Origin of the sequence: Aquimarina macrocephali, from assembly GCF_051627225.1 — a bacterium.
Classification (GTDB): domain Bacteria; phylum Bacteroidota; class Bacteroidia; order Flavobacteriales; family Flavobacteriaceae; genus Aquimarina; species Aquimarina macrocephali.
In genome coordinates this window covers 1,264,937-1,279,837 of the sequence record NZ_CP151795.1, presented here as the reverse complement: position 1 = coordinate 1,279,837, position 14,901 = coordinate 1,264,937, and the positions used below count along the sequence as shown (strand labels likewise).

Sequence of the window (14,901 nt, the reverse complement as noted above, 5' to 3'; positions counted from 1 at the left end):
TATCTTTAATACCTTTCTAACAAATTCTTGAGTTCATCATAGTATTGTTTTGTGATATAGATACCATTATGACCAGCACCTTTGATCATTGTATGTTTGATTTTATCTGGATATAATGCCTCTAGTCGTTTAGAGTTTTCTTCTGGTTTGATTAGAAAGTCATGAGTACCATGAAAAATTCGAATAGGACAGGTTACTTCTTTTAAGAATTTATAAGAAGGAATCTCATAGTTGATAAGCATTTTTGGTACTGGAGCAATACTTGCTATAAAATCATTCCAGGCATAATAAGGAGCTTCCAGTATAAGGAGTTTTGGATTGTTTTTTGCTGCGGTATAAGCGGCAAACCCCGTTCCTAGAGAAAAACCTAAAACAATAATGTTTTTTTCAGCATATCGTGTTTTTGCATAGTCATAGACTTTTTGGGCATCGTTATATATTTCTGATTCTTCTTCGTAAAAACTATCACTTTTTCCGTAGCCTCTGTAATCGACAAATAGAATGTCAAATTTGTTTTCTGTGTATAAAGAAGCACGTGTCCCCCATTCATGAATTGCCCCGGCATTACCATGAAAATATAGAATAAGACCTTTACTAGTAGTATTTGTTTTAAAAAGCAATGCGTTAAGAGTAATATCTTTTTCTACTTGGATATTGATCTCTTCAAAAGGCTGGTCAAAAGAATAAACATAGTTTTTTTCCAAAATTTTTGGGTTAAAGAAAAAACGCTCTTGCCTTAGGTATAAAAACAGGTATCCAGAAAGAATCAGGATAATAATAAATACTAGAAATCTTGCAAATCTACGACCTATTTTCCTGAAATTAATTTTCAAAATTGATATGCTTTTATGAGTTGTTTTCTAATGTATTATGGATTTTGTTTTGATAGGCCTTTATAATCTCTATACTAAAGATAGTAAAAACAAAAAGATACTCAAGCCCTACCATCCATAGGTTTTCTTTAAAATCAGGATGAAGATACGCGGTATAGCTAAAAATAACTACAAAAGACCAAACAATCGGAAATCTGTAATTTGTAAATATGCAAAGTGATAATGGCACAGCTATATACCAGGGATGCACCGTAGTTGATAAGAAATAGTAGATGCAAATACCTAAAAGCATACCTATAATTAGTTGTAGAGTGCTTCGATTGTTTCTAAAGAAGGTTAGCCCTAAAAGAATCACTACTACTACCAGAGGCAAAATTTTACCGGTAGTCTCAATAATATTCCACCCTACAACTTGGTATCCAATCCAACGAATGATAAAATAAATACTCGCATTAAATTCGAAAGTCTGAAACCAAAGGGTAATTGTTTTGCTAAAATTGGCTAAGAATTCTCCGGATAAGAAAGGAGCAAAAATTAGAAAGGATGTGCCTATAACAATACTATAAAAACCAAATAGCTTTGGTAATCCAATGGTAAGACTGGATGTATTTAAGTTTTTTTGTTTATCAAGAATAAATTTCTGGAAAAATAAAGGTAAAAATAATAGAGGGATTAGTTTGACTGAAACAGAAAGTGCCAGGACAACTGCAGCCCAGTACCAATAGCCTTTATGTAACAGATATAATGACCATATGATGAAAAATACCATAACAGCTTCAAAGTGAAGGTTGCCAGTAAGTTCTATAATGATAAAAGGGTTAAGGATATACCAGAAGATTCTTTTCTCGGGTAGATTAAATGATTGTAATAACTTTCTTCCGAAGAAAAATGTACCGATATCAGCTAGGATGATAAGTACTCTAAATACCATTGCAGATCCCAAAATACTTTTACTGGCAAACAAGGATGCGATAAAATAACAAAACTGACTTACGGGAGGGTAATTGGTATAATGACTTCCGTTAAGTGTTCCCATACCAGCATACAATTCCTGTGCTTGCGCAATTGGAGCGTCTCCTTGTGCTATCCATACCTCGGGAAGAGATAAATAAGGATTAAAACCTTCTAAGAGCATACGCCCGTCCCATATAAATCGATAAAAATCCTGAGATAAATTGGGTATGGCAAATAAAAAGACCATCCTAAATAATAATGCAGTAATGGCCAGTAGTTTGTAATTATCAGGATTGAGTTGAATGATTTTATAAGAAACAAAAAATAAGGCAGCCCAAAGGCTGATCATCTTGGTAAAATCTGTTCGTTCTAACTGATAAGAAAAACTCCAGTAAAAAAGTAAACCAGCAACAATAAGGAGGATGGAAAATCGATTATATTTCCATTGCCGAAACATTAAAATTTTGACGTTACAGATTTAAAGAATACAAATCCAAATCCAAGAAATAACATAATGTGAAACAAGAATAGTCCAAAATCCTGAAGCTTAAAAGCGCTGTATAAAGCAAAACCAAAATATCCCATGAGTAATGCTTCTATAATGGTGTTTCCAGAGATATTTTTGTTAATATATTTATTCTCTTTCCATGAACCTTTGAACGACTCGATATTAAATTTTGGAGTACGGATAAATTCACTTTTTTTCCCAAAATGACCTTCGAGAACTGCCATAGAATTATGAACAGAGAAGCCCATTGCAATAGAGAAAAAGGTGAAGAACATTTTTATATATTCCATAAAATTCCAAAACCCTTTACCATGAATCTTTTTAAAAGTAAACCAATAACAAAAGAAAAATATAACAGTACTTAAGGCAAAAAATGCAATTACATTAAAATACCAGCTAAATAATGGATTACTATTTTTAATATACATTACAGGCACACTCAATACAGCAACCAATAATACTAATAAGAACATACTACTATTCAATAGATGAAAGAAGCTATGAAACTTAGTTTTAAGAGGCACGGTTTTATCTTTAAGCATTTTCCAATACAACTTCTGGAAGTTTTCTGCAGCACCTTTATTCCATCTAAATTGTTGTGACCTGGCTGCACTAATAACTACAGGTAATTCTGCAGGAGTCTCTACTTCTTCAAGATATTTAAACTTCCACTTTTTTAATTGCGCTCTATAACTTAAGTCCAGGTCTTCGGTTAATGTATCTCCCTGCCAATTTCCGGCATCTTCAATACAAGTCTTTCTCCAAACACCAGCTGTACCATTAAAATTAATAAAGTGATCTTTATAATTACGACCTACCTGCTCCATAGTAAAATGAAAATCCAAAGCAAATGCCTGAATTTTGGTAAGCATTGAGTAATCTCTATTAATATGCCCCCATCGGGTTTGTACTACACCTATATTTTGATCTTTAAAATATGGGATAGTTTGCAGTAGCCAATTCTTACCGGGTAAAAAATCTGCATCAAAAATGGCTATATATTCACCTTTGGCAATTTTAAGTCCTTCTTTTAGTGCTCCTGCTTTAAATCCGGTTCGATCTTCACGGCAAATGTGTTGTATGTCTAAACCTGTTTGTTGTAGCTTTTCTATATGTGCCGTAGTAGTAATAACAGACTCATCTGTAGAATCATCCAGTACTTGTATTTCTAATTTATCTTTTGGATAATCAAGTTCGGCAATGTTATCCAATAAACGATCCATTACATATAATTCATTGTATACTGGTAACTGAACAGTAACATGCGGAATTTCTTCTTTTTTAGAAAAATCAAAAGTAGGTGAATTATCAGCTTGCTTTCTAGACTTCAGGTAGTTAAAAAGTAAATTCAGCTGCGCCAGACTATACATAAATATGATTAGTAAGGCTAGTGTGTAGGTTATGATGATAGCAATATCCATTACGTAAAGCTATATTTAAAAATCCAACTTAAAATCTTAACGCCTGCAAATATAGCACCTTTTATGGTTCCTGAAACTTTTGAGACACCTATTCTCTTTTTGTAATGCACAGGGACTTCAGTATAATTATAACGTTTCTTTAACACTTTTAATTGCATTTCTACAGTCCACCCATAGGTTTTATCAATCATCCCGAGGGCTAATAGTTTATCATACTTAATGGCTCTAAAAGGCCCGAGGTCTGTAAATTTTGCATCAAAAAAAAGTTTCATTAATCCTGTAGCCAACCAGTTTCCGAAAATTTGAGGGGATGTCATAGAACCTGCTTCACGTAGATGTTTGACTCTAGATCCAATAACTAAATCCATATTTTGCTCTATAATAGGTGCAACTATTTGAGTAAGCTCAGCAGGATAATCACTATAATCACCATCTAAAAATACGATAATATCTGGTTTAATATCTTTTGATGCTATATACTCCATTCCTTTCAGGCATGCATAACCATATCCTTTTTGCTTTTCTTTTAGCACTGTAGCTCCTGCTTTTTTTGCAACATTTTCGGTTTGATCTGTAGAATTATTATTCACCACAATAATCTCAGAAACGATATCCGGTATTTCTTTGATTACATGTGCTATGGAATCTTCTTCGTTAAAAGCAGGTATGATTACGTTTATAATGGGAGGCATTTATAAGGAAGCGTTAGGATTGTCTCTTTTAAAACTAAAAATATCAGTCCACTCACCGGTTTTCTTATCATTGATATAGCGTTCGGCTTTAAAAAGTTTGTTGTTTTTATACAATAGACAGTATCCTTCTTTTTTATTATTTTTATATTGATATTTTCGAGTTATTTCGGCTGCAATATCGTAAATAATCCACCATTTCTCGGCTTTATCGTTTACAAAATGCCCTTCTTTCAACAATTTACTGTTTTCTGAATAAAAATACCAGTATCCATTTTTTTTGTTATTTCTGAAATGCCCTTCTTTAGACACTTTTCCGTTAGGGTGATAAAAATGCCAAAAATCGACTTTGTACTCTCCTAGTTTCCACCCTTCAGCTTTAAGTATACCATTAGGATAATATTCATAATGGTATTCTTTTGTAGAAGTAACCTGATTTCCCACAAAGGAAAACATAAATAAAAGGATACAAAGATTTTGAATCATGGTTACAGTTTTATATGGACTCTTAGACGAAAGTAAATACCCATACTAACATTTTTTTTAATTATTTGATTAAAAAATGTTATATCAGTGTTGGATTCTGGACACAATCATTATTATCTTAATATTTTAAAATGCTTTATTAAGGTTTCATAGATTTATAATTAATTGAAGACCTACACATACTACTTGTTATTATTTTGACTTTGTATACCGTTAAATCTGTATATAAACTGATGATTTTGAGATGTTCTTTTGAGATCACATCATAGAATCAAACTTTTATTCTAACTCTATGATATGATAAATAGTAATTGTTTTAATGTAAATACATATCAAATAAAAATTGCATTTCGGGATCTTTTTCCAGACGAGAGTATTTCAAATATTTTTGTATAGGAATTTTATTATCTGGTATAATTCCATGTTTTGATGCTGTATTCTTGTCAAAAAATAATTCTGTTATTGGAATTCTTACCTGTAACTTTGTTTTTGGGAGTTTATAAGTTAAAAAATACCCTGCAAAGGTTGAGTTTTCATTACCTCCGGTTTCTTCTCCAATAATTTTTCCTCTATTGTGATCTTTAAATAGTTTAGCAAAATAGACAGCAGCAGAAAAAGTTTGCCCCCCTACAATTAGATATACATTACCCTTAAAATTGTCTTTATCCTGAGGGAAATTTTCTAACACTCCTTCTTTAAGTCGTTCATTTCCGACATAGAGGCTGTCTTTTGTCTCATTAAATCTTTGGTATAAAAAGTTTTCAAAACCTCGTACTTCATCTTCTCCGGCAGGATTGCCATTGTCGTTAAGCAAGTTTTCTTTTTCAATTTTAATACTAGAAACTCTATAATTAAATACATTTTTAAAACTAGAATTTGTAATAAAAGAAAATAACAAAGCAGCTATATTTGGATTACCTCCTTCGTTACTTCTTAGGTCAATAGCAATGTTATTGTACTTCTCTTTATTAACTCGCTTAAAAAACTTGCTAAACTCGTCATATGCATAAGTTTCTGTAAGATCGAAAGTATTTACAGTGAGCACACCAAATTTTTTCTCTTTATAATAATGAGGGTGTATAGTACTCTCCTTTTCTAATTTATTAATTGGTAAAATAGATAGCTTGTCTATTCTGTATAGTTCGTAATAATCGATAGAGGATAGGGTTACCGTTTTTACGTCTTTGGTCTTTATATCTAAATATTCAATTTTAAACGTTTTTGGGTTTCTCTCAATAAGATTAGAGAAGTACAAAGGGAACGAAGAAGTGAGTTCTGATGCTGTTTTGGTCACATTATAATTATCTCCATGAATATGTTTATTCATTCTGTCTACTAATTCTTGTGTGGTAATATTTTGAATTCTGGTTATTTCTGTGCCATAAGGAAGTATTTTGCTCTTTATATTGGTGAACATTCTATGGTCTTTAACAAATACGGGAAAAGGAAAAAAAGATGAATTTTCGATCATGTCGTAGGTAAACTCATCGGGGGGACCGTATGCCAAGTGCCCATCACCAATTCTATTGATACATTTTAGGAAATTAGGATATGAAGGCGTTTTTTTTAGTAGAGCTATAGCCTGTTTTTTTTCCTTTAACTGCTCTTTTTCAGAGATTATTTTATAAGGATTTGGATGTTGTTTTTTTATAAGTTGATTTAATAAAGATAAATCAGAAAGGTAATCATCTGATGTTAATTTGTCTATTTTTAAGGTTTGCGAAACACAAGGAATAAAACATAAAAAAAGAAGTAAGAACAAAGAGTTTTTCATAGGGTATAATACATATTTAAATTAGTGAGAGGAATCCTCAATAATTATACCAATACGCATTATAGAAGTCGATTGTTCTAAAATATATAAATCTCGCTATATAGCGAGATTTATATATTTTGATACTCTATTATTTACAATATGTAGGTAATGTATATGATATTATTTTTTGTTTACAAAATCCATCAAATCTACATCGTTACCTAGTAAAATTTCATTAGAATTGATACGGCCGTCTAATGTATCATTTTCCAGTTTTAGTACTCCACGTGGGCAAACTGCAGAACAAACTCCGCAACCTACACAGCTGGATCGCACTATATTTTCACCTTTTTGAGCATATGCACGTACATCAATTCCCATTTCGCAATAGGTAGAGCAATTCCCACAAGATATACATTGCCCACCATTGGTGGTAATTCTAAATTTAGAAAATAAACGTTGTTGAAACCCAAGAATTGCAGCCATAGGACAACCAAATCTACACCATGCCCGGTTACCCAAAATAGGATAGAAACCAGTACCGATAACACCAGAAAATATAGAACCAATGTATAATCCATATGCAGATCTAAGGCTCCCTGATTTAATAAAGAATACTTCGTTTGTAGTGCCGGTATAATGCATTACCAGAAATGAAATTATGATAACAAAATATCCAATCGCACCATATCTGGCATCTTTACCAAGCTCTTTTCTTTTAAAAATCATCACTACTGCAAAAACAAGAGTCAGGATAGTTGCTGCCCCGGCAAGGAAAGTACCTCGGGTTAACCAATATTTATTTGGATCACTTCCCAGATATGTATATATCATGGCTATAGTCATCACTACAGAAAAAACTAAAACGGTATGGATTAACCAACGTTCTAGTTTCCAGGCACTCAATTTTTTACTGGATAATTGTCTGAAAGAATCTCCCGCAGTTTCTGCTAGTCCACCACAACCACAAACCCAGGAACAATACCATCTTTTTCCAAATTTGTAGGTTAAAATAGGACTGATTACAAATATAGTGACCACCCCAAAAATTAGCATCCCCAGACCAAGGTTTTGGGATGATAAAAGGCCATCAAGAGACCATCCATCAAATAGATAATAATTAAGAGGCCACATACTTTTTAAATCGTAATAAGGAAGATTATAGTCTGGACTAGTGTTTAATCTTGCCATAAATTCTGGAATCAGAAATGCAAATCCAAGTTGAAAAAACATCACCGAAACAGTTCGTATCTGTTGATAACGATTGTGTCTGTATTTTAGGATGAACTTATACCCAAAAGCAATGATGGCTACAGTATAAAGAGTTCCATACACAAACCATTGGCTTGCAGGATTGCCACTTAAAATTCTACTTAGAGGATCGAATAAAGCTACTAATCCTGTATTGGCTTCACCATTAGTTCCTAATCCCAGTAATTCTGCATAAAAATATAGCACAATATAAAAAGCAGTTAGTCCTACTCCGGTGAGCCATCCCAAGATACCTCGCGAAGAGATAGATTTAAACCAGACTCCATCATTTTTGATTCCTTCTAGCTTTTTTAAATATATATCGTTTGCAAATAATATAGTACCCGCAGTAATTAATACCAGAGAAAGAGTTAAAAACACTCCCTGATTCGGGAAATTAGTATTAAAAATGGCAAGAGCCAAAATAAAGAGTCCAACCAAGCCTATGGCTAGAGCTATTTTTTGCTGTATTGAAACCCCTTTGGTATTAGGATTTGCAAGAGACATGCTATGATCTAATTTGTTACTCATCGTATATATTTTAGTCGGACTTCACAAGAAATATTAAAACAAGTTTGGTACAAGCCTGTGAGGTCTATAATTTATTTTTTAAGTGGTTTGAAGCTGTGATTTTTTATAAGCTGAAAGAATATCAGACTCATAGACCGAATAGAATTCTGGATCAAAATTGGCTTCTGCAAGATGCTGCATCACATAATTCACATCTCTTTTTTCTGTAAGCCAACGATCAAAAACTTCATGTCGCATTCTGATTCCGAATGTATTGATTCCTAAAAACTCTGCGGTTTCCTTATGATAGGATACTGTAATACATTTGGTATCATCTTCGTGTATCCAATGAAACTGCTGTTCGTATTCTTGTGCCCTTCCAAATACCCAACCATAGGTTTGATATTCGATATCAAGAAATTTTGCGCTATTAAACCAATGCCCTGGTTTGTATTCGGTTTTGTTTCCGCAGATAGTCTGTGCTAATGTTTCTCCCATCATACGACCGGTATACCAAACGGCTTCAATAGGACGACGATTTCCTATCGCTTCATGTTGTTCTGCACAATCGCCAATTGCATAAATGTTAGGGATATTGGTTTCGAGAAATCTATTCACTTTTACACCTCTACCCAATTCGATACCAGAATCTTTTAGGAAATCTACATTGGGAGACACACCTGGTGTTAATCCAACGACATTGCAATCAATGACTTCTCCTGTTTCTTGCACGACTACAGCTTTGACTTTGCCGTTATCATCAGCAACTATTTCTTTTAAGTTTACACCTAATCTAAGGTCTATATGATGATTTTGGATATGTCTATTAATCATTCCGCTTTCACCAGCAGGTAAGACAGCATCCCAAAAACTATTTTCGCGTACCAAAAATGTAACCGGAATATTACGAGAATGAAGCATTTCTGCTAATTCAATACCGATTAATCCTCCTCCCACAATTACGGCACGTTTACATACTTGATTATTGGGGGCGTGTTTTTCTAGATTTTCAAGGTCTTGTTTATGATACATACCCATCACTCCATCAAGATCCTGACCTGGCCAACCAAATTTATTGGGCTTAGAACCTACTGCAATAATAAGTTTATCATATGCCATGACTTCTCCACTTGCAAATACAAGCTCATTAGCCTGGTGATTAACTTCGGAAACAAAACCATTTTTAAGTTCGATTCTGTTTTTCTCCCAGAACCAATTTTCGTAGGGTTGCGTATGTTCGAATTTCATATGCCCCATATATATGTACATAAGAGCAGTACGCGAAAAGAAATATTCGGTCTCGGCAGAAATGATAGTAATTCTTTTGTCAGACATTTTACGTATATGCCTAGCAGCAGTAACTCCCGAAATTCCATTTCCAATAATTGCAATGTGTTCCATAAAAGATAATTGTTGGTTGTCAATAGTTATTGAAGTGATTTATACTTTTTCAATTCGCTATAAAAATGCTCTTTTTCACTCAATTTTCGTCTTTTTATTACTCCGTAGCGCTGCTATGAAGTGCAAAAAACACTTCAATTGATCAAAAAACAACTATTTTTCGCCAGAATCGAAAAAGTTTAAATCACTTCATTAAGAAGTGAACACTTCGGTCAGTAAGTCGTATATAAATATAAGAACTTAAATAGCTGGATTAATTTAGAATGAATCTAAAAACTAATGAATTTGTAAGGGTTACTACTTTATATCGAACAGGGGGGATGTGTTTATGGTACCATAAAAAACTGCCTGAGAAAAAGCTTCTCAGGCAGTTTTACTTTTTTTGTTTACCCTGTGTTTTATACCAAATTGAATTTGGTATTAGTACTTCTGGAGATTTTTTATTGCTTTACTATTTTACGAGTGATCACTCGATCTTTGGTTATTATTTTTATAGTATACAATCCTGTTTTGTAGGCACTCATATTAATAGAAACTACACCTTTGTTATCTGGGATACGTTTTTGGGTATTACTTCTCCCGTTGTTTAATGCTGTTAAGGCTATAGTAACAGGTGATTTTTCTACCTGGCCAGTTTGTATATACAGTATGTTTTGGACCGGGTTAGGATAGGTTGTGATCTCTTTTTGATGCAGCTCTTCTTTTTTTGCTGTTCTGGTTTTTTCTGGGCAAAATTCTGTTTCAGGATCTTTTAACCAATTAGCTCCATTTGCTGGATATCCCACTATACAATCAATAGAATTTTGTCGAGCATCCATATAGTCTAATTTACTATTATTGGATGCTATCAGGCTGGTTAATTTATTGTTATCACAAAGTAATTTCTTCAATTTGGTATTCTTGCTTATGTTTAAGCTTTTTAATTTATTGTTATAACAATATAGTCCTTCTAATTTAGTACTGTTACTTATATCTAATTGTGTTAGTTCATTATGATTACAAAATAATTCTTCTAATTCTTTTTGTCTGCTTAGTTTTAGTTCGGTTATCTTATTATATCTACAAAATAATTTTTTTAATTTCCGACTATTAGGTAAAAACAAGCTACTTAACTTATTATTATTACAATTTAATTCGATCAAATCACGGCTAAGTATTGTTAGTGATTCTAGGTTATTTCTTTTACAGAATATATTTTTTAACTTGGTGTTTTTGCTTAGATCTAAATTAGTTACTTTATAATTTTTATAAAAATCAAGTGATTCTAACTTGGTGTTTTTACTTAGATCGATTTCTCTGATACTAGTTTTTCTAATCGATAAGCCTATAATATTTTTAAAAGCATCAATACCAATAAGATTAAATATTGGACCGCCAGAAACTCTTATGCAGCCTGTATATGCCTGAGCTTCACTAACTTCTATTTTACCGTTGTTATTGGTATCAATATTGTGATTTCGTAATAATGCTTGTTTAAATTTAGTATCAGGAATAATAACTTCTTGTGCTTGTAGTGAGAGGGTAAGCGTTATGAATGCAATGCAACTGCATACCCATTTTTTTTGTGTTAATACGATCATGATTTTGATTTTTTTGTTTAGATACTTCTGGATATTCTTTTATTGCTTTACTATTTTACGAGTGATCACTTGATCTTTGGTTATTATTTTTATAGTATACAACCCTGTTTTGTAGGCACTCATATTAATAGAAACTACACCTTTGTTATCTGGGATATGTTTTTGGGTACTACCTCTCCCATTGTGTAGTGCTGTTAAGGCTATAGTAACAGGAGATTTTTCTACCTGACCGGTTTGTATATACAGTATATTTTGAACCGGGTTAGGATAGGTTGTTATCTCTTTTTGATGAAGACTTTCTTTTTTTGCTGTTCTGGATTTTTCTGGGCAAAATTCTGTTTCTGGATCTTTATGCCATGTAGCGCCATTTGAAGGATACCCTACGATACACTCAATAGAATTGTATCGAGCATTCATATACTCTAATTTACTATTGTTGGATGCTATCAGGCTGGTTAGGTTATTATCACGACAATATAAAACCTCCAAAGAAGTATTCTTACTTACGTCTAAGCTTTTTAATTCATTAGTATTACAACTTAAATATTCTAATTTGGTATTCTTACTTAAGTTTAGACTGGTTAGTTTATTGGTAGCGCAATTTAAATCCTCTAATTTGGTGTTTTTGCTTATGTTTAGACTAGTTAGATTATTGCTGTTACATATTAAAATCTCTAAAGAAGTATTTTTACTTACATCTAAACCCTTTAGTTTATTAGTTGAACAAGAGAATTTCTCTAGTTTAGTATTGTTGCTTACGTTTAAGCTTTTTATGCTGTTGTTACGACAGGATAAGTAATTTAACTTGGTATTCTTACTTACATTTAAGCTTTTTAATTTATTGATAGAACAAGAGAATTTCTCTAGTTTAGTATTGTTGCTTATATCTAATTGCGTTAATTTATTGTCACCACAAAACAGGTATTTTAATTCTTTTTGTCTGCTTAGTTTTAGTTCGGTTATCTTATTCTTATCGCAATACAAATATTTTAATTTTCTGCTATTTGGTAGAAAAAGTTTAGTTAACCTATTAGAAATACAATTTAATGTGATCAAATCACGGCTAAGTATCATTAGTGATTCTAATTTATTATAGCTACAATCTATATCTGTTAATTTGATATTCTTGCTAAGATCTAAGTCGGCTATTTTATAGTTTTTATAGAATACTAATGTTCTTAATTTTGTGTTTTTGCTAAGATCGAGTTCTCTGATACTAGTTTTGCTAATCGATAAGCCTGTAATATTCTTAAAAGCATCAATACCAATAAGATTAGATATGGGACCGCCAGAAACAGTTATAGTACCTGTATATGCCTGGGCTTCGCTAACTTCTATTTTGCCATTGTTATTGGTGTCAATATTATGATTTCGTAATAATGCTTGTTTAAATTTAGTATCAGGAATAATAACTTCCTGTGCTTGTAATGAGAGAGTAAGTGTTATGAATGCAATACAGCTACATACCCATTTTTTTTGTGTTAATACGATCATGATTTTGGTTTTTTTGTTGAACGGCGAATTTAAACAGGGGAGCGATGATGTGTGTCCTGATTCCTTGATTATAAAAGAATCAGGACACATTGAGACCTATGATCTGGGAGCTGTGTAGAAAAATAAAATCTAAAATTGTTTGTAAGTTGATGATTTGTCATTCGACTGAATGCCCATTACCAAGGTAAATTTTAACAATTTAAAATACGATAAATTCAGTTTTTTGATTGAACTGATATAAAAGGTAAAGGATGAAAAAAATAACAATTCTATTAGTTCTTCTCTCAATTCAATTTGGGTTTTCGCAAAGTAGTACAGCGTTTTTTACTAAAGCAGATAGCTTTTTTAAAACCTATGTATCTAATGGGAGAGTGAATTATAAAACCATAAAAAAGAATCCATCTTCATTAAACGAATTGTTGGAGATGGCCGCAACCATAAAAGTTACTACAAGCAAACCAAAAACGTATCAGGCTTTTTATATTAATGCGTATAATTTGGCAGTTATAAAGGGTGTTATTAATAAATACCCTGTTAAATCTCCATTAGACATCAAAGGTTTTTTTGATAAAACGACCTATACTTTAGGAGGTAAGAAAACAACACTTAATGATCTGGAAAATAAGATCCTTCGTAAAAAATTTCCTAAGGAAGCTCGATTTCACTTTGTGTTAGTATGTGCAGGTCTAGGTTGTCCTCCAATTATACCTTCGGCTTATAAGCCTTCAACATTAGAAGCTCAATTACAACGCCAAACGGTAAAAGCTTTAAATAACCCTAATTTTATTAAAGTAAAGGGTAATAAAGTACAATTATCACAAATTTTTGAATGGTATAAGGTAGATTTTACTCAGAACGGATCAGAGGTAGATTTTGTAAATAAATTCCGAAAAGAGAAAATTCCGGCAAAAGCCAAAGTATCATATTACTCCTATGATTGGAGTTTAAATCAAGTTAAATAATCACAATTTTTTCAAAATAATCTATAACAACAAATAAGAATTTTCATCAAAGTTTTTTATACCAAAGCTACTTTGAAAGAGGATACTTATGTAAAAAAAACACAATAATGAAAACCAAAAGAATACTAATTACAGCGCTAAGCATTTTTGTTATGGCCATAGGATTAGCACAGGATGAGGATTCAGGAAAATCAAATATCCAGGAGTTTACACCTTCTAAACTTTTAAAGAAAGGACAATGGGATATTAAATTTTTTAATAGCATATACACACAAACAGAACAAACCGACTCGGGATCTAAATCGGTTACTATAGATAGACAAACTTTTTTTACCAATACTACTGAAATATTTACCGGGATTAGTAAAAATTCGAGAGTTAATATTGGGCTTATCTTTCAGGTTCGAGCAAATACTTATGGAGGAGCAGGAGCATTGGAAGTACTGAATTTTAAAGATAATACTACTGATGCCAGAAGTGGACTTACTACAATTGCACCCTCAATAAGAATACAGCCTTTTAAAAATGTTGCAAACTTTTCTTTTACCAGTTCGTTTTTTATCCCTGTGTTTGAAGATGTTCCAAATGCACCTTATTTAGATAAAAGAAGCTTTTTCTGGGAGACTAAGTTTTTCTATGATAAAACTTTTGGAGGTAACAAATGGCAGATTTTTACAGAAGCGGATTTAGGATATAATTTTGGAGAAAAGTCAGTAGATGCTGATCCAGCTAGTGAAAATATATCAGAACGATTTGCAAATAATAGTTTGTTTGTGCCATTAAGTGCTTTTTTAAGTTATTTCCCAAGTTCAAAATCTACAATTTTTGTAAATGCTCAACAAGCTTTTTTGTTTGATTTAGGAAATGATTTTGATCAGGATTATACACAGTTAGGGTTTGGTGGTAAATATCAGCTGACTAAAGTTCTTAATTTAGAAGCATCCTTTGGTAAGATTGTTAGAGGGAATAATTTTCAAGGATTAGGGCAAACATTTAGTTTAGGTTTAAGAGCATTATTCTAGAACAATAGTATAAAAATCGTATTTTCAGCAGTAA

Annotated in this window: 12 protein-coding genes; 2 read left to right on the top strand and 10 right to left on the bottom strand. The window is 32.3% G+C overall.

Translation table 11 applies throughout. The annotated features are described in order from the left end of the window. Positions 1–5: 5 nt before the first annotated feature. From AAFU52_RS05680 to AAFU52_RS05635, 10 genes are all read right to left on the bottom strand, one after another. Positions 6–833 carry an alpha/beta hydrolase gene (locus AAFU52_RS05680; RefSeq protein WP_438425821.1) on the bottom strand — a complete coding sequence of 276 codons (828 nt, stop codon included), beginning with the start codon at positions 831–833 and terminating at the stop codon, positions 6–8. A gap of 13 nt (positions 834–846) precedes the next feature. Then, the gene (locus AAFU52_RS05675) at positions 847–2,244 is read right to left on the bottom strand and encodes a mannosyltransferase (RefSeq protein WP_438425820.1); all 1,398 of its coding nucleotides are present in this window, start codon (positions 2,242–2,244) and stop codon (positions 847–849) included. Further along, entirely contained in the window at positions 2,244–3,716 is a 1,473-nt protein-coding gene (locus AAFU52_RS05670; protein ID WP_438425819.1) for a cellulose synthase family protein, read from the bottom strand. Before AAFU52_RS05670 ends, AAFU52_RS05675 begins: the two co-directional genes overlap by 1 nt. Beyond that, positions 3,716–4,408: a glycosyltransferase family 2 protein gene (locus AAFU52_RS05665; protein WP_438425818.1), complete on the bottom strand. Its 693-nt coding sequence runs from the start codon at positions 4,406–4,408 to the stop codon at positions 3,716–3,718. Before AAFU52_RS05665 ends, AAFU52_RS05670 begins: the two co-directional genes overlap by 1 nt. After that, positions 4,409–4,891, bottom strand: a complete 483-nt coding sequence (locus tag AAFU52_RS05660) for a toxin-antitoxin system YwqK family antitoxin (protein WP_024772453.1) — start codon at positions 4,889–4,891, stop codon at positions 4,409–4,411. It abuts the gene before it with no gap. 316 nt (positions 4,892–5,207) lie between these two features. Further along, positions 5,208–6,665 (bottom strand): S41 family peptidase, encoded by a 1,458-nt coding sequence (locus tag AAFU52_RS05655; RefSeq protein WP_438425817.1) that lies wholly within the window; start codon positions 6,663–6,665, stop codon positions 5,208–5,210. Positions 6,666–6,827: 162 nt separating this feature from the next. After that, positions 6,828–8,429 carry a 4Fe-4S binding protein gene (locus tag AAFU52_RS05650; RefSeq protein ID WP_438425816.1) on the bottom strand — a complete coding sequence of 534 codons (1,602 nt, stop codon included), beginning with the start codon at positions 8,427–8,429 and terminating at the stop codon, positions 6,828–6,830. Positions 8,430–8,507: 78 nt separating this feature from the next. Then, positions 8,508–9,809 (bottom strand): NAD(P)/FAD-dependent oxidoreductase, encoded by a 1,302-nt coding sequence (locus AAFU52_RS05645; RefSeq protein ID WP_024772450.1) that lies wholly within the window; start codon positions 9,807–9,809, stop codon positions 8,508–8,510. 440 nt (positions 9,810–10,249) lie between these two features. After that, positions 10,250–11,389: a T9SS type A sorting domain-containing protein gene (locus AAFU52_RS05640; protein WP_438425815.1), complete on the bottom strand. Its 1,140-nt coding sequence runs from the start codon at positions 11,387–11,389 to the stop codon at positions 10,250–10,252. A gap of 39 nt (positions 11,390–11,428) precedes the next feature. Beyond that, positions 11,429–12,883 (bottom strand): T9SS type A sorting domain-containing protein, encoded by a 1,455-nt coding sequence (locus tag AAFU52_RS05635; protein ID WP_438425814.1) that lies wholly within the window; start codon positions 12,881–12,883, stop codon positions 11,429–11,431. A 251-nt stretch (positions 12,884–13,134) separates the two neighbouring features. On the opposite strand from AAFU52_RS05635, the gene AAFU52_RS05630 reads away from it, so the two are divergent. Both AAFU52_RS05630 and AAFU52_RS05625 read left to right on the top strand, forming a co-directional pair. Beyond that, positions 13,135–13,845: a DUF547 domain-containing protein gene (locus AAFU52_RS05630; RefSeq protein ID WP_438425813.1), complete on the top strand. Its 711-nt coding sequence runs from the start codon at positions 13,135–13,137 to the stop codon at positions 13,843–13,845. 107 nt (positions 13,846–13,952) lie between these two features. Next, positions 13,953–14,867 carry a hypothetical protein gene (locus AAFU52_RS05625; RefSeq protein ID WP_438425812.1) on the top strand — a complete coding sequence of 305 codons (915 nt, stop codon included), beginning with the start codon at positions 13,953–13,955 and terminating at the stop codon, positions 14,865–14,867. Positions 14,868–14,901 lie beyond the last annotated feature (34 nt).